This window comes from Burkholderia sp. Bp9016 (genome assembly GCF_003857765.1).
In the GTDB taxonomy this organism is placed as follows: Bacteria; Pseudomonadota; Gammaproteobacteria; order Burkholderiales; family Burkholderiaceae; genus Burkholderia.
On the sequence record NZ_QTPY01000012.1, the window covers coordinates 173,678 to 189,244 of the forward strand.

Sequence of the window (15,567 nt, forward strand, 5' to 3'; positions counted from 1 at the left end):
GCAGTCGGCGTGCCCGCCGCGCGACGCGCAGCGGGCTGCCGCGGTCACACGCTGAAGCGGTTCAGCGTGTACGCACGATAAGCCGCGACGAACGCGTCGAACGATCCGGCCTCCTTCGCTTCCAGCTCGGCCTGCTCGGCGAGCGACTTCGCGGCAAGCGCCTGCTCGGTGCGCATCGTATCGGCCGACGGCGGGTTCGCACGGAAGTGCGCGGCATGCACTTCGCTGTGCGCGAGCGCAAAGTCGAGGAACGACTGCCCGTTCTCGCGCATCGTACGCAGCACGCGCGCCGACGGCGTGCGCTCCGGATCCGCAAGCTTCTCGCGCTGCGCGGCGATCGCGCGCACATGCTCGTCGCCGCCACGAATCTCGTCGAGCCGGCGCCCGATGGTCTCGATGTCGGCCATCAGGTCGTCCGCCCAGGCCTGCAGCGTGACCGGCTGGCCGTCGCGCGTCAGCGTGAGCCCCGGCTTGCGGCCATCCATCGTCACGCTGCTGAAGTTCGCATTCGCTTCCTTGTACGCATCGCAGTCGAGCACCGGGCTGTCGTCGAGCGCGCAGGCGAGCAGGAACGCGTCGATGAAGCGAGCAGTTTCGAGCGCGATGCCGGTTGGTTCGAACGGGTCGATGTCGAGGCAGCGCACTTCGATGTACTGCACGCCGCGCGACGCAAGCGCATGCAGCGGACGCTCGCCCGAATACGTGACGCGCTTCGGCCGGATCGTCGAGTAGAACTCGTTCTCGATCTGCAGCACGTTCGTGTTGATCTGGATCCACTCGCCGTCGCGGTGCGTGCCGATTGCCTCGTACGGCGGATACGCTTCGCTCACGGCCTTCGACAGCGCGTCGAGATAACCGGGCAGCGTGTTGTAGTCGACGTGCAGCGCGGCCTGCGCGGTCGTGTTCGAGTAACCGAGGTCGCTCATCCGCAGGCTCGTCGCATACGGCCGATACAGCGTATCGGCATCGAACGCGTCGAGCTTGTGCGGCTTGCCGCGCAGGAATTTCGCGTCGAGCGCCGGCGATGCGCCGAACAGGTACATCAGCAACCAGCTGCGGCGGCGGAAGTTGCGGATCTGCGCGAGATAGCGCTCCGACTGGTAATCGACGAGCGTGGCCGTCGACCCTTCTTCCGCATGCAGGCGCCGCCACACTTCCTCGTGCAGCGAGTAGTTGTAGTGAATCCCCGCGATGCACTGCATCGTGCGGCCATAGCGATACGCGAGGCCGCGGCGGTACACCGTCTTCAGGCGGCCGATGTTCGACGTGCCGTAATCGGCGATCGGAATTTCATCGTCGGCCGGCAACAAGCCCGGCATCGAATCGTTCCACAGCATCTCGTCGCCGAGCGACGCATACACGTAGCGGTGCAGATCGTCGAGACGCTCGAGCGTGATCGATGCGTCGGGTTCCGCCGGCGTGATCAGCTCGATCAGCGCTTCGGAATAGTCGGTGGTCAGTGACGGGTGCGTGAGTGCCGAACCGAGTGCGCGCGGATGTGGCGTAAACGCGATCATCCCGTCGCGCGTCACGCGCAGGCTTTCCTTTTCGATGCCGCGCAGGCCGTCGGGCAGATGCTGCCGCGTCGGGCCCGAGCTCAGCGCTTCGAGACGATTCAGCAGCAGTTCGGACTGGCGGTGAGTCATGGTGTTCGACATGGAGACGCAAGTGCGTGACGGCCGCGTGCAGAACGCCGCGCGCGGCCGGCTGGATTATTGGTCGCTTCGTTGGTAGCGGGCACTTTAACATCTCGCCGTAACACGCGCTTGAGGCGGCTCAGGGCAGGCCGCGCGCGGCGCAGCGGGCCGCCGGACGGGGCGATGGCAGCCATCGCGTCGTACGCGGCCGGCTTCGCGTCGATGCCGACGAGCGTGGCGATCGGTGCGAATTCGTCGGACGGAACACGGCGTGCACCTCTGCGGCGACAGGTGCAACCGGCGCTTCCGAACCCGTCAACCCATGCTCGCCGTACGCGAACCGCGCCGTGCATTCAACACAGCCCGCGCCGGATTCGCCGAATCGCGCTCAGCGGGCGCAACCATGAGGAGGCCGACCGATCCGCCCGGCGTTCGGCCCGCGCGGGCTGCATCGCGGCGTTGCCCGCTCCCCGGGTGACCAGCTACCACACACCCCTCACCCGCCCCGCGCGCCGCCGGCCCGGTCCGCCACGTCGTTCCACAGATGCAGCGCCGCGTACGCGCGCCAGGGCCGCCAGCCTTCGGTGCGGCGCTTCTGACTTGCCAGCCGGTCGAGCGACGGATCGCGCGCGGTGATCGACTGCATCAGCACGAGATCGGACGCCGGCCAAGCGTCGGGGTCGCGCCATGCGCGCATCGCGATGTATTCGACGGTCCACGGACCGATGCCGGGCAGATCGAGCCACGCGCTGCGCAGCGTGCCGAGATCGGCATGCGCGGGTTCGAGCGGCACGTCGCCGGCCGCCACCGCGCGCGCCATGCCAGTCAGCGCCGCCGCCCGCTTGCCGGGCATCCCGATCTTCTCGAGATCGCACGCGGCAAGCGCGTCCGGCGTCGGAAAACGCCACGCGGGGCCGCCGTGCGAAGCGGCCATGCCGTCCTCATGCACGACGCGCTCGCCCGCCCGTTCGACGAGCCGGCCGACGATCGTCGTCGCCGCCTTCACGCTCACCTGCTGGCCGACGATCGCGCGCACCGCGAGTTCGAACCCCGACCAGGCGCCCGGCACGCGCAATCCCGGCGCGGCCTCGACGAGCGGCGCGAACCACGGATCGCGCGCGAGAGCGCCGCCGATCGCGGCAGGATCGGCGCCGAGGTCGAACATCGACGCGATACGGCGCGCGAATGTGTCGTCGACATGACGCGCGGCCGCCCCTTCGACCGTCGCGATCAGGCAATGCCTGCGCGGATGCTTGGTGACGGTGAGCCGGCCCGCGCCGCCGTTCAGATCGACGATGCGGCGATACATGCCGTCGACGACCTGCTCGACGCCCGGAATCGCACGTCCGCTGAAGAAGCGCAGCACGCGCGCCCAGTCGTACGGCGCCTTGAAACGCAGTTCCATCTGCGCGGACGGCGGCACATGGCCGCCGTCCGTGGTGGACGTGATCGCGGTTTTTTCAATGCTCAAACTGCGTTTCCCTCCGCAACGACATCGGTTTCATCGCCATGCACATGGCGCGCCTCGGATGCGAGCAGCGTCGCCTTGCGGCGCACGCCCCAGCGATATCCGGCGAGCGCGCCGCCCTTCTGCACGACACGGTGACACGGGATCGCGAGCGCGACCGGGTTCGACGCGCATGCCGACGCGACGGCCCGCACCGCGCGCGGCGAGCCAAGCGCCTCGGCGATCTCCGAATAGCTGCGCGTTTCGCCGTACGGGATATGCGTGAGCGCTTCCCACACGCGCTGCTGGAACGCGGTCGGCGCGATGTCGAGCGGCAGGTCGAACGCGTGCCGCGTGCCGTCCAGGTATGCCCGGATCTGCGCGACGAACGGCGCAAGTCTCGACGGCGCTTCAACCAGCTCGGCGCGCGCGAACGCGTCCTTCAGCTCGGCGACGAGCGCGCCCGACGCGTCGCCGAACGCGATCCGGCAGATGCCCCGTTCGGTCGCGGCGACAAGCACCGTGCCGAGCGGCGTCGCCGCGGTCGCATAGTCGATCCGCAGGCCGGCGCCCTGGCGGCGGAACGCGGACGGCGCCATCCCGAGCTCGCGCGGCACCGATGCATAGAGCCGCGACGGCGAATTGAAGCCCGCGTCGACGGCAGCCTGCGTGACGGGTTGTCCGCTTTGCAGCGCCTGCCGCAGCGCGGCGCCGCGCTGCGCGGCCTGGTACTGCCGCGGCGACACGCCGACCACGCGCTTGAAGAGCCGCTGCAGGTGGAACGGGCTCACGTGCACGGCGTCGCTCAGTTGTTGCAGCGTGAGCCGCTCGGCATGCGCGTCGAGCACCGCGCACGCGCGATTGACGATTTCCAGCTCGCGCGGCAGCCCTTCCGGCTGGCAGCGCTTGCACGGCCGGAACCCGGCTGCACGTGCGGCGGCCGGATCGGCAAAGAAGGACACGTGCTCGCGCCGCGGCAACCGCGACGCGCAGCTCGGGCGGCAGAACACGCCGGTCGTGCGCACGGCATAGAAGAACGCGCCGTCCGCATGCGGATCGCGGGCGGTCACGGCGCCCCAGCGGGCATCGTCGGTCGGATAGGCGGTTTTCATCTGAACCTCGCACGCTCTAGTGTAGATGGTACCTACTCTAGACATCGGCACATCCCGTCGCGCCCTGAATCTTGCTCTGTGATTCGCGTCGGCGAAAGCGGGACATAAACCGGGGGCATATCGAAATCGGTCGATCAGACGAAAAGCCGCGCCGCTGCTGCCCGGGCGCCGCCTTCGTCATCGTTCCGTCACCCTTTTGCTGCAGTGCGGCTGCGACAAATCGCCATCCTCACGATTTTTTACACTCGAAATATTGCAACGCACCATCGCCGTGTGTATAGTTGGAACTGTCTCCTCCATGTCTCCTCCTGATATGGATTAAGCCCGTTCCGCTCTGCGTGAACGGGCTTTTTTTCGTCCCTCGATCGTGGCTGTTCCGGCGCGCGTCGCCGGTGCGGTCTACACTCGGTGCACGCTGTCCGCGAAGGAGTGCCCGTTCATGAAACCGACCATCCGCGCAATCGATCACGTCGTGCTGCGCGTGACCGACATGGCCGCGATGACGCGCTTTTACTGCGATGCCGTCGGCTGCCACGTGGAGAAGGAACAGCCCGACCTCGGCCTCGTGCAGTTGCGCGCGGGCGACGCGCTGATCGACCTGCTGTCGGTCGGCGGTCCGATCGATCGCCCTGACAGCGGCCCGCCGGGCACGGGACGCAACCTCGATCACCTGTGCCTGCGCGTCGAGCCGTTCGATCCCGCCGCGCTGACCGAGCATTTCGCCGCCTGCGGCGCGCGGCCCGGCGCCCCCGCCGAACGCTACGGTGCGGGCGGCTACGGGCCGTCGATCTATCTGTTCGATCCGGAAGGCAACATGCTGGAATTCAAGGGGCCGCCCGCCGCGCTCGGCTGAGCGTGGGTGCTCACGCGTCCGCGCGCGCCTTCAGCACGGTCCATTCGACCGCAACGGGATCGTGGTCGGCGCTCGAGATCCATGCGGCGCCGTCCTGCACCGTGCACTGCAGGCGCATCGTGCGCTCGGCCAGCCGCCCGAGCGCAGTCGCGACGCCATCGGCCAGCGACAGCACCTGCACGTTGCGCAACCGTTCGACCTTGCTGCGCACGCCCTGCCACCAGATATCCGACGTCTTGCCGCCGTATGCGATCACCGTGACCTGTCCGGCTCGGCCGGCGGCCTTCGAGATGCGCCGCTCGTCGGGCTGGCCTGCCTCGATCCAGACGTCGATCGCGCCCGTCAGGTCCTTTTGCCACAGATCCGGTTCGTCGACGTCCGACAGCCCCTTGCAGAACTCGAGACGCTCGTGCGCGAACAGCGCGAACGCGACGATGCGCACCATCATCCGGTCGTCGGTTTCCGACGGATGACGCGCGACCGTCAGCGCGTGATCGGCGTAGTAATGCCGATCCATGTCGGCGATTTGCAGTTCGGCTTTGTAGATCGTGGATTTCAGCGCCATGCGGATACGGCCCGGGCGGGCATTCGGTTCGGTCGGGTCGTGATGATACCGAATGCGCGCCGCCCGGCGCGCGATGTGTGCGCCACAGCACGACGGCCCGGCATCGGCCGGGCCGCATTCAGGCCGCGCCACCGGCGTGCACGGCCGGTGCGCGATGGCGAGAGGTGCGCTGCGGGTTATTGCTTGACGAAGCGCGAATCGGTCCAGAGGCCTTGCTGGTCGCTGTTGTCGGCGCTCACGAACTGCACGTCGCCCTGATCGACCGACACCACGCGGAAACGCTGGCCTTCCGGCACCGACAGGCAACGGTAGTCGTCGAAGTACTGCTGCCTCGCCTGCGACTTGCCGTCACGCTCATGACTCAGTACGGAGTCCAGATTGTCTTTCGACAGACAGCCCCATGCATTCTTCGTCAGCTGGATTTCCTGCTTCGGCTTGACGACCGAATCTCCGTCTGCCTGGGCAATCGACACGAAGGAAAATGCGCCGACAAGGGCGAAAAGGACACCGGCTCGCTTCATCATATTTGTCTCCAGGCTTGCGGGCACCAGGCTGGGTTAGCTATGTGTTTAAAGGTGATCGTGAACCCGCGTTTTTCACTTTAGAAGACCGGCAAGCGATATCAAGCACATTTGTTGTGCGATCGCAATAGCGGCCGATTGTCGCACCCTGCGCACCGCCGGATTTTCGCGTGCCGCGCATGCGCGGCGACGCCTGGCGTGCGGCGCACAGGCCCGCGCCGTCGAGCGCAAAGCACTGGCCGACAAGGCTTTCAGCAAAGTTACAACACCCCGATTGAACGGTTTGGATAATTCATTTCAATAGCGGCGCGACTTTGATGCGTCGCACCTAAAGTCGTCCGATGCGACATGAATTTACCGCAATGCGAAGCAGTAATTACCTGATACAAGAAAAATGCCAGGTATAAGCGTTCTCGTATTTACCCGGATTTCCCCGCATGCGTCGCACCCGCGGCAGCGCGGCAGCGCGGTGAATTCCGTCATGTGTTTCTACCCGGATTTATTCAGTCCGTTTGTGCGCGCTCGAAATAATCGCGCTGGAAGATGCACATGCGATATGCGTTGTGATACGCGCCGTTTCCGAAAAATTCTTCCTTCAATTCCGCCTCGTGCTGGAATCCGCATTTCTCGTACACGTGGATCGCCGCGGCGTTCGACGTATCGACGATCAGGTAAAGCTTGCGCATGTTCAGCACCTTGAATGCGTACTCGATCGCGAGACGCGTCGCCTGGCCCGCATAGCCGCGCCCCTGGCATTGCGGCGCGATGATGATCTGGAACTCGCCGCGTCGGTGGATGTAGTCGAGCTCGATCAGCTCGACGAGGCCGACGAGTTCGTCCTGCGTATCGACCGCGACGAAGCGGCGCTCGCGCTGGTCGTGCACGTGGCGGTCATACAGTTGCGACAGCTCCGAGAAGGTTTCATACGGCTCCTCGAACCAGTAGCGCATGATTTTTGCGTCGTTGTTCAATTCGTGGACGAAGCGCAGATCCTGGCGCTCCAGCGGCCGCAATGCGAGCGTGTGGTTGTCGTTCTGGAGTTGCATGTTCGTGTCCTTTTTTGATGTCCGCGCGCGTGCGAAACGCGCCGGCGGCACTGCGCCGAACGCCGCGCGTTTCGCGTTGTAAGAAGTTGACCGCGGGCCGAGTTCAGAGCCTAGAATGGGGGCAACGGTTCCTGCCACCGCAAGGAGGCTATCGTGATCGAGCAAGTCATACTCGGCATTTTCCTCGTGCTGCCACTCGTGATCGTGGCTGCACTGTTCTCCGACGAGCTTTGGCAGGAGCATCGGCGCCAGCACCCGCGCGACGAAAACGCGCCGCACATCGACTGGAAGCATCCGTGGCGCCGCGCGCGGCGCGGGCACTGAGCCAATCGACATCCCCGTGCTGGCCGCCCCGAACGGTGCAACACCTTCCGCATCGAACCGATTCCCGCTCAACCAGCGAGACGACGACGTGAACGACAAACCCTTACCCCCGGCGCACGATATCCCTCACGAAGCGATCGATCTGCAGATCGCAGACGTGCTCTCGGCGGTCCGCTATCCGGCAAACAAGGATGCGATCGTCGACGCCGCGCGCGACGCCGGCGCGAGTAACGAAGTGCTGTCGATGCTCGACGGCCTGCCCGAGCAGGATTACGCGGACGTCGATGCCGTCACGCACTGGGTCGCCGGCAACTTCGGGCCTGGCCTCGGTATTTGAGCGCGCGCCAGTAACGCGATAGGATCGGGCCGCACCGGATCGCGCAGCGGCCGGCTGCATGCCGCCGCGCTGCTGTGCGCGCTCGCGCTGAACGTGACGCTGCCGCCCGCGTTCCGTCCGCCCGGCAGCGCGGCCGTGCTGCCCGTGAACGGGATCGCGCTCGTCGTCTGGATACTCAATGCGCTCGCGCTCGTTGCCGTGCTGGCTGCGGGCCGGTTGCGCACGACGCTCGACATGTGGCTCGCGATCGCGGTGCTCGCCTGCCTCACCGACACGACGCTGAACCTGCTGGGCGTTTGAGTGTGAGCGTCGGATGCGCGACCGTGTCGCAGGATGCGTTGTCGACGCCCGACGCATTGATCGAGGCCGCCGATGCCGCGTTGTATCGCGCGAAGGATGCGGGGCGAAACCGGGTCGCGGTGGCCTGAAAACGTCTGCGGATTGGCAATTTGTTACGGTCATTGTGACCGGAATAATCCGCCGTTACGGATTGCGGAACGGGGAAACGATCGCTTACAGCCGGTGTTGACGACGCTCGCTATGCTGGGTTATCTCGAATCCAAGCAGGTGAACGCGATGAAGAAAACCCTTTTGCTGATTGCCAGCGTCGCCGTGTTGCTGAGCGGTTGTATCGTGGTGCCTGACGGTGGCGGGTATTACGGCGGTGGCGGGTATTACCACCATCGTCATTGGGATTGATGCAGGCACGGATCCGGATGCGTCGATGAGCGTCTTCCGAGGCACGATCGACGATCCGGATCGCGACGCAATCAAGCCGCCTTGGTCACGCCCGCGTGCATCAGAAATACCTCTAGCGCAGCGAGCGTTTCGCAGTGGAAACGCTCGAGCCGCGCATCCTTTTTCGCGTCCTTGATCGGGTTGCCTCGCGCATCCCGTTCGTACGGCTCGCCCAGCAGTTCGGCCATGTCGAACTGATAGTAGGTGTGGTCGCCGTACGGCCGCTTGCCGTCGATATAGGACATCGGCCAGAAATCCCCTTCGCCCAACACATCGTCGATCGCTTGCACATCGACCGTCGTCCAGTTTGCGCCTCTGAGCAACTCATCAAATCTTGCCGCTCAATCGATGCGATTTCATGCACCCGGCCGACACAACCCGTAAAACGGAACAATTCCTAGTAGTTATAGATTCCTAATCATATTCGTCTGATTGATCCAAGTTTCTTACCTGGAATAGCGTCTCTAGGCGAGCCATTCCACTTACCGAGACGGGAAAATCGGATGAAAAACGAACACAAAGCACCAACGCATCTTTTCGTGACCATTGGTTCACTCACGGAACGCGGAGGACGCGTCAGTACAGCGACCAGCGGCCTCGAGTTGGCCGGACTGCAAGTGGCCCGCGTGGGAGACGTAGTGACCTACGACGACGGCAGCGAAGCCGCAATTGTTGACGGGGCCGGGAGTACCCACAGCAACGGCAAACCATTTGCGTTGGTCGGCAGTCGCTTGAGCAACGGCGACCGCATTACCGAAACGCTGCGCACCTCATGGGGCATTCATGTGCCGCAGGGGCAGCGCGTTCCCGGACTGTTCGATCCTGCCTATGTGCCGCCGCCCCCACCGCGCACTTACCGACAGCGGTACGTGGTGCGACGACGGCACGCGGTGGCGTATTGTGCGAGCCGTCTGGCACATTGGAGGCAGGGCAGCACCTGGGTAAGGCGGCGACCGTAGGCGACGCAATCCACTATCCCGACGGTTCGACCGCGCACATTGTGAGTGGACTGGGTTTAACCGATCGTCCTGACTTCACGCTACTTGCCTTTGTCGGCAGCGAACTCGATAACGGCGACACGATCACTGATAGTCCCGAGCGAGAGGGGACTGCCTCCTCCGTTGTTTTTGAAATCGTCTTCAGTTCACTCCAGCCGCGCTGAGGTCGTCGCGATGATTCGCTACTTTCTCGCCAAAGGTGATCGCGCCAGGAATGCGGTGATTGTCGAAGGGCTCGACAGTGTGACGTGTTCGAACCCACCTCCGAGCGTCAGTATCGCCACGCTCGATATGAAAACCTACTGTACGGCGTGCGAGCGCGACGGATACATCGCACCGGTGGGGCCGCGCTGGCCGGGTACAGGCCCGAACGGCAAGCAGTGGGCATTGAGCGGGGATATCAATGTCTGCGGCTGCAATCCGTCGCCGGTCTTCTACGCCGAGCGCGGCATGCGAATGATCTTCACCGCCGCCGAGGTCGAGGCGTTGAACGGACAAAGGCCCGGCGCCGCCCACTTGTCGCCCGTGCCACCGGATGCCACGCACGATGAGCAATACATCTTGCTCGATCAAACGGGCCGCCGACTTGCAAACGTCTGCTATCGAATCGTCGCCGAGACGGGGCAAATCTTCACGGGGACCACAGACTCCGCTGGGCAAACCTCTCGAATCGCTACAGACGCAGCAGCATCGTTGAAAATCTATACAACCGGACATTGACGAAATGAACAACTTTTCGGACAAAAGCGAATACGATTTCGACGTTGGCGAAAACAAGGAATGGTTTCTTGTTCATTCTGGCGCTGTCACGAACACAAACCCAGGATCGATGGTCTACGTATCAATTGATACGACGCCGATTTGCCCGAACATGACTGATAGAGAATTCAGGATTATGGCGTCACGGCTGATAAAATGGGCCATCATTTTGGTTGAGCGCAGAGTCGCTGATTTAAATCTATACAACGAAAAAACAAAAGATAGGATGATGTATTGGTTCAACCGATGCGATAAAAATACACAACAATATCTTCTCGAAGGCTTTACACGCCACCTATCCGTTCTCAAAACGCTTTCACCACACAATCTCGTTCGATCCGACCCGAACCTGGATCGAATGCTCGGCTGCGTACCCAACACGAGCAATCTGGACCTTGAGGCCGCTCACGTGTGCGGCCCAAATACTGAACGCAGACTTATAAGTATCAGCATGAAATTTTGCGACGGCTTACATGATCAGAGCATGTTCAGAGATTCCCGTCTATCCACCCTCATTCACGAAGTAACACATTTCACGGATACCTTCGGAAGTGGCGACCCTCGATACGGGCTCGATCCCACTGCGGTTATGTGGGCACGAGAAAATCCAGACCTGGCACTGCGAAACGCGGATACACTCACCGGGTATGTGATCTATGGCGAAGAAAAATTTACAAAATAAATGAGCGCATTAAATATGATGACTCGGATCGCAACGGTAGCAGCCTCTATTGCAATCTCACTTTCCCTGCCCACGCTTGCGACGGCAGAATGCCGTGGCTCACAAAATCTACCATCGCAACAATTCTTCGTTTCTTTTTCACAAAATAGTTTTGAGATTTCAGAATCCGAACAAGTCAAATTGAATCAATGGATTTCAAAAATTAATTCAAGATATCCAATTCAAAATTGGATCGATGTGATTGGCAGCGCATCAAAAAATGAAGTCAACTACGACCTACTTGCACGGAAGCGAGCCACCGAGGTGGCAAAAATCGCCATAGGCAATGGTCTGATAAATGCACCATTTCAAATACAGACGGAGATTTATTCGGCGAGCAGCATAGCCGAAGCGACCTCAGATGCCCGTGAAGTTACCGTTCAAGTGAGCCCAGGGTGTCCCGACAACTGTTGTGATGGCATGTAATCTCGCTTGCCGCCAGTCACATTCTTGAATACCCAACCAGCGGATGGGTATTGATGTGCTCGTGCAAGCTGCGCCCCTGCCCACCTCGACGAGCACCTCGCGTCCGTAGACTTGCTCCGCAACCTTGCGACGACCGGTTATTTCCCGATACAAAACCTGCTGAAAATCACCCCCAGCAGATCATCGGAAGTGAACTCCCCCGTAATCGCATTGAGTTGCTCCTGCGCGAGCCGAAGCTCCTCGGCAAAGAGATCGAGCGACTGGGCCCTTTGCTCCGCATGATCGGCCGCCTGCGCTAGATGTTCCTGCGCGGCGCGCAGCGCAATGAGATGCCGCTCGCGCGCCAGATAGACACCTTCGGCCCCCGCCTGCCACCCCGCGATCCGCAGCAGTTCCACGCGCAGCATGTCGATCCCGTCGCCGCGCTTCGCCGACAGATGCACTTCCGTCAGATCGCCTTCGGCCGCCGGATGCTCGACGCACGCCGGCACTCCGGTGAGATCCGTCTTGTTCAGCACGCGCACCACCGGCACGCCGCCAGGGAACCGCGCGGCGATCGTCTCGTCGTCCGCCGTCATCCCCGTGCGCGAATCCAGCAGATGCAGCACGACATCCGCGCGCTCGATCTCGCTCCACGTGCGCGCGATCCCGATGCGCTCGACCTCGTCCTCCGTCTCGCGCAGCCCGGCCGTATCGATGATGTGCAGCGGAATCCCTTCGACCTGAATCGTCTGCGCGACCTTGTCGCGCGTCGTGCCCGCAATCGGCGTGACGATCGCCAGCTCCGCGCCGGCCAGCGCATTCAGCAACGACGACTTGCCGACGTTCGGCTGCCCCGCCAGCACCACCGACAGCCCCTCGCGCAGCAGCGCCCCCTGCCGCGCATCGCCGAGCACGTGCGCCAGTTGCTCGCGAATCTTCGCGAGCTTGCCGCGCGCATCGGCCGCTTCCAGGAAGTCGATTTCCTCTTCCGGAAAATCGAGCGTCGCCTCGACCAGCATCCGTAGCGTGATCACGTCCTCGACGAGCGCATGGATCTGCCGCGAGAACGCGCCATCAAGCGAGCGCCCGGCCGAGCGCGCCGCCGCTTCGGTGCTCGCCTCGATCAGGTCGGCGACTGCCTCGGCCTGCGCAAGGTCGAGTTTGTCGTTCAGGAACGCACGCCGCGTGAATTCGCCCGGCTCCGCGAGCCGCAGCCCGAAACCGCGCCCTGCATCGAGGCAGCGCTGCAGCAGCAGCTGCATCACGATCGGCCCGCCGTGCCCCTGCAGTTCCAGAACATGCTCGCCGGTGTACGAATGTGGCGCGGGGAAATACAGCGCGATCCCGCGGTCGAGCGGCGCGCCACGTTCATCGAGGAACGGCACGTAGCTCGCATGGCGCGGCGCAAGCCGCTGCCCGCACAGCGCGTCGATCAGCGGCAGCGCGGCCGCCTCGCCGCCGCGCCCGAACGACACGCGGACGACGCCGATGCCGCCCCGGCCGGCAGCGGTGGCAATGGCGACGATCGGATCGGAGTCGGTAGCAAGCATGGGAATCGGGTAATCAGAGGGTGAACGGTGCGCCCGCGCAACAGTTCGGGCACCGGAACGCCGGCATTGTAGCGTGCCGGCCCGCGCGCCACCGGGCGCCACGTCGGTTTCGGACTCGCCCGAATTTATCCCGCCGGAGCTAAGTCGAGTATCAATGGGGCGCCGTCACGCGCGGCCTGTTTCGGACGAGTATGCCCGATATGGTGGCCCAACGCTGAGGCCCCCAATTGCACCGCCTGCTCCGGATCGGGTTGAGATTCGTCTGAATAGGATATCTTTATCCCATATGGTTGTCTGAGACGCGTCGGCGGAATTGCACAATCACCCCCATGCCGACACCCGAAGAAAAAGCAGCGTTCTCGGAACGCCTGAAATTCGCCTTGCGGCGCAGCCCCGACAAGGTCGCCGGTGCGACGGAGCTCGCGAACCGGTTCAATCTGCGCCATCGCGGTGCGCAGCCGGTGTCACCGCAAACCGCGCACAAATGGCTGACGGGCCGCACGATTCCGACACCCGACAAACTCGAAACGCTCGCCAACTGGTTGCGCGTCGAACTGCACTGGCTGCACTACGGCCCGTCGCCGAGCGTGAACGAGCATACGACGCCGCAACCGCTGCCGCGTGACGAGCGCTATCCGCCGACGCCCGAGACGATCGAACTCGCCTCGAAGATCGAGGCGCTACCACCGCATCAGCGTTACCTCGTTCAGGAACTGATCGAGCAGTTCTACGGCGGCGACCCCAAGCTTGAAGCGAAGAAGGCCTGACCGGGCACGATCGACGTACGCGCTCCCCGCCAGAAACAAAAAAGCCGCATGGATCAAACCATGCGGCTTTTTTACGTGCATCGCTGGCGGCTTGCCGCCAGCGTGTGCCACGAGCGTCAGGCCGGCTTCTTCTTGCCGCCGCCAAGCTTGCGCGTGATGTAGTACTGCTGTGCAATCGACAGCACGTTGTTCACGACGTAGTAAAGCACCAGACCTGCCGGGAAGAAGAAGAACATCGCCGAGAATGCGATCGGCATGAACTTCATCATCTTTGCCTGGACCGGGTCCGGCGGCGTCGGGTTCAGGCTCGTCTGCACGAACATCGAGACGGCCATCAGCACCGGCAGGATGAAGAACGGATCGCGCTGCGACAGGTCGTGAATCCACAGAATCCACGGCGCACCGCGCATTTCGACCGATGCGAGCAGCACCCAGTACAGCGAGATGAACACCGGGATCTGGATCACGACCGGCAGGCAACCGCCGAACGGATTGACCTTCTCGGTCTTGTACAGCTCCATCAGCGCCGCGTTCATCTTCTGCGGATCGCCCTTGAAGCGTTCGCGCAGCGCCTGCATCCGCGGCGTGATTTCCTTCATGCGCGCCATCGACTTGTAGCTTGCAGCCGACAGCGGGAAGAACACGGCCTTGATCAGGAGCGTGAGCAGCACGATCGCCCAACCCCAGTTGCCGACGAAGCCATGGATCTTCTCGAGCAGCCAGAACAGCGGCTTCGCGATGATCGTCACCCAGCCGTAGTCCTTCACGAGCTCCAGACCCGGCGCGATGCCTTCGAGCATGCGCTCTTCTTCCGGACCGGCGAACAGGCGCGCCTGCACGTCAGCCGACTGGCCCGGGGCGATCGTCGCGACCGGCTCCTTCACGCCGACGCGGTACAGCGCCGGATCGATCTTTTCGGCGTAGATGTCGCGCTTCACGCCCTGCTGCGGAATCCAGGCCGACGCGAAGTAGTGCTGCACCATCGCGACCCAGCCGTTGTCGGCGGAAGTCTCGTAGTCGGCCTTGTTCTTGTCGAGGTCGCTGAAGTTGATCTTCTGGAAGTGCTTCTGGTTCGTATAGACCGCCGGCCCGAGGAACGTGTGCGAGAACATCGGCGTTTCGACGGCCGTGTTGTCGCGCACCAGTTCCATGTAGACCGTCGGCGTAACAGGCGCCGTGCCGACGTTGTCGATCTTGGTGTCGACGCCGATCACGTAGCTGCCGCGCGTGAACGTGTAGGTCTTCACGACCTTCACGCCGCCCTTCACCGGCGATTCGAACGACAGCTTCAGCGCGTTCTGGTCGCCCGTCAGCGACGTCGGGCCCGCATTGACCTGCGTGTAGACATCGTTGTGGTTCGGGAAGTCGCCGCCGAGCAGGCCAGTGCGCGCGAGATACGTGTGGCCCGCCGTGTGGTCGAACAGCGTGATGTACAGGTCGGGCTGCTTGCCGTCGCCCTGCTTCTTTAGCGTCAGCTTCGCCAGCGTGCCGCCGCGCGTGTCAATTTCGCCGTCGTACACGTCGGTCGAGAACTTCACGAGCTGCGCCTGCGCGGCCGGTGCCGTCGTCGACGGTGCTGCGCCGGTTGCGGCGGCAGGCACTTCACCTGCGGTCGTCGTCGCGCCCGTGCCCGATGCACCGCCTGCCCCGGCCGCGGGGGCCGTCTGCGTAGCGCTCGGGAAGAACATCGACGGGCGTCCATGGGACCGCTGCCAGTTGTCGTACAGCATGACAGCTGACATGAAGAAGATCACCCATAGGACGGTGCGTTTGATATCCATGCG

General features: G+C 63.3%; 19 protein-coding genes and 1 pseudogene. 11 read left to right on the plus strand and 9 right to left on the minus strand.

The features are described from left to right. Positions 1-44: 44 nt before the first annotated feature. From gshA to ada, 3 genes are all read right to left on the minus strand, one after another. Positions 45-1,658, minus strand: a complete 1,614-nt coding sequence (gene gshA / locus DIE13_RS16870) for a glutamate--cysteine ligase (RefSeq protein ID WP_175770389.1) — start codon at positions 1,656-1,658, stop codon at positions 45-47. A 475-nt stretch (positions 1,659-2,133) separates the two neighbouring features. Then, positions 2,134-3,108, minus strand: a complete 975-nt coding sequence (locus tag DIE13_RS16880) for a DNA-3-methyladenine glycosylase (RefSeq protein ID WP_124828235.1) — start codon at positions 3,106-3,108, stop codon at positions 2,134-2,136. Beyond that, complete coding sequence (ada, locus tag DIE13_RS16885; protein WP_124828236.1) at positions 3,105-4,196, minus strand: bifunctional DNA-binding transcriptional regulator/O6-methylguanine-DNA methyltransferase Ada; 1,092 nt, start codon at positions 4,194-4,196, stop codon at positions 3,105-3,107. Before ada ends, DIE13_RS16880 begins: the two co-directional genes overlap by 4 nt. Before the next feature lie 439 nt (positions 4,197-4,635). On the opposite strand from ada, the gene DIE13_RS16895 reads away from it, so the two are divergent. Continuing rightward, a complete protein-coding gene (locus DIE13_RS16895) occupies positions 4,636-5,049 on the plus strand; it encodes a VOC family protein (RefSeq protein ID WP_124828237.1) in 414 nt (137 codons plus the stop codon). A gap of 10 nt (positions 5,050-5,059) precedes the next feature. Here DIE13_RS16895 and DIE13_RS16900 read toward each other — a convergent pair whose 3' ends face one another. The 3 genes from DIE13_RS16900 to speG form a co-directional block, all read right to left on the minus strand. Next, on the minus strand, positions 5,060-5,614 hold the full coding sequence (locus DIE13_RS16900) for a YaeQ family protein (RefSeq protein WP_124455812.1): 555 nt from the start codon (positions 5,612-5,614) through the stop codon (positions 5,060-5,062). A gap of 176 nt (positions 5,615-5,790) precedes the next feature. Next, positions 5,791-6,138 (minus strand): surface attachment protein Sap1, encoded by a 348-nt coding sequence (sap1, locus tag DIE13_RS16905; protein WP_124828238.1) that lies wholly within the window; start codon positions 6,136-6,138, stop codon positions 5,791-5,793. 500 nt (positions 6,139-6,638) lie between these two features. Next, positions 6,639-7,181 (minus strand): spermidine N1-acetyltransferase, encoded by a 543-nt coding sequence (gene speG / locus DIE13_RS16910; protein WP_124828239.1) that lies wholly within the window; start codon positions 7,179-7,181, stop codon positions 6,639-6,641. Between the two features lie 153 nt (positions 7,182-7,334). Between speG and DIE13_RS32925 the strand changes: the two genes are divergently transcribed. From DIE13_RS32925 to DIE13_RS32930, 5 genes and pseudogenes are all read left to right on the plus strand, one after another. Then, positions 7,335-7,505: a hypothetical protein gene (locus DIE13_RS32925; protein ID WP_162840546.1), complete on the plus strand. Its 171-nt coding sequence runs from the start codon at positions 7,335-7,337 to the stop codon at positions 7,503-7,505. 88 nt (positions 7,506-7,593) lie between these two features. Beyond that, on the plus strand, positions 7,594-7,842 hold the full coding sequence (locus DIE13_RS16915) for a DUF2795 domain-containing protein (protein ID WP_124828240.1): 249 nt from the start codon (positions 7,594-7,596) through the stop codon (positions 7,840-7,842). Positions 7,843-7,902: 60 nt separating this feature from the next. Beyond that, a pseudogene (locus DIE13_RS33825) lies at positions 7,903-8,133 on the plus strand (hypothetical protein); the annotation flags it as partial. Beyond that, positions 8,079-8,270 carry a diguanylate cyclase domain-containing protein gene (locus tag DIE13_RS33830; protein ID WP_199568542.1) on the plus strand — a complete coding sequence of 64 codons (192 nt, stop codon included), beginning with the start codon at positions 8,079-8,081 and terminating at the stop codon, positions 8,268-8,270. The pseudogene DIE13_RS33825 and the gene DIE13_RS33830, both read left to right, overlap by 55 nt. Positions 8,271-8,382: 112 nt before the next feature. After that, positions 8,383-8,541 carry a hypothetical protein gene (locus DIE13_RS32930; protein ID WP_175751034.1) on the plus strand — a complete coding sequence of 53 codons (159 nt, stop codon included), beginning with the start codon at positions 8,383-8,385 and terminating at the stop codon, positions 8,539-8,541. 71 nt (positions 8,542-8,612) lie between these two features. Here DIE13_RS32930 and DIE13_RS16925 read toward each other — a convergent pair whose 3' ends face one another. Then, positions 8,613-8,870 (minus strand): hypothetical protein, encoded by a 258-nt coding sequence (locus DIE13_RS16925; RefSeq protein WP_124828241.1) that lies wholly within the window; start codon positions 8,868-8,870, stop codon positions 8,613-8,615. A gap of 213 nt (positions 8,871-9,083) precedes the next feature. On the opposite strand from DIE13_RS16925, the gene DIE13_RS16930 reads away from it, so the two are divergent. From DIE13_RS16930 to DIE13_RS16945, 4 genes are all read left to right on the plus strand, one after another. Next, the gene (locus tag DIE13_RS16930; protein WP_234745044.1) at positions 9,084-9,539 is read left to right on the plus strand and encodes a PAAR domain-containing protein; all 456 of its coding nucleotides are present in this window, start codon (positions 9,084-9,086) and stop codon (positions 9,537-9,539) included. 213 nt (positions 9,540-9,752) lie between these two features. Next, positions 9,753-10,298: a hypothetical protein gene (locus tag DIE13_RS16935; protein ID WP_124828242.1), complete on the plus strand. Its 546-nt coding sequence runs from the start codon at positions 9,753-9,755 to the stop codon at positions 10,296-10,298. 4 nt (positions 10,299-10,302) lie between these two features. Next, a complete protein-coding gene (locus tag DIE13_RS16940; protein ID WP_124828243.1) occupies positions 10,303-11,019 on the plus strand; it encodes a M35 family metallo-endopeptidase in 717 nt (238 codons plus the stop codon). Further along, the gene (locus DIE13_RS16945; protein ID WP_124828244.1) at positions 11,020-11,484 is read left to right on the plus strand and encodes an OmpA family protein; all 465 of its coding nucleotides are present in this window, start codon (positions 11,020-11,022) and stop codon (positions 11,482-11,484) included. A gap of 137 nt (positions 11,485-11,621) precedes the next feature. Here DIE13_RS16945 and mnmE read toward each other — a convergent pair whose 3' ends face one another. Beyond that, positions 11,622-13,016: a tRNA uridine-5-carboxymethylaminomethyl(34) synthesis GTPase MnmE gene (gene mnmE / locus DIE13_RS16950; RefSeq protein ID WP_124828245.1), complete on the minus strand. Its 1,395-nt coding sequence runs from the start codon at positions 13,014-13,016 to the stop codon at positions 11,622-11,624. A gap of 329 nt (positions 13,017-13,345) precedes the next feature. Here mnmE and DIE13_RS16955 point away from each other — a divergent pair, with 329 nt between their 5' ends. Further along, entirely contained in the window at positions 13,346-13,783 is a 438-nt protein-coding gene (locus DIE13_RS16955) for a helix-turn-helix domain-containing protein (RefSeq protein WP_124828246.1), read from the plus strand. Positions 13,784-13,899: 116 nt separating this feature from the next. Here DIE13_RS16955 and yidC read toward each other — a convergent pair whose 3' ends face one another. Further along, entirely contained in the window at positions 13,900-15,564 is a 1,665-nt protein-coding gene (gene yidC, locus DIE13_RS16960; RefSeq protein ID WP_124828247.1) for a membrane protein insertase YidC, read from the minus strand. Positions 15,565-15,567 lie beyond the last annotated feature (3 nt).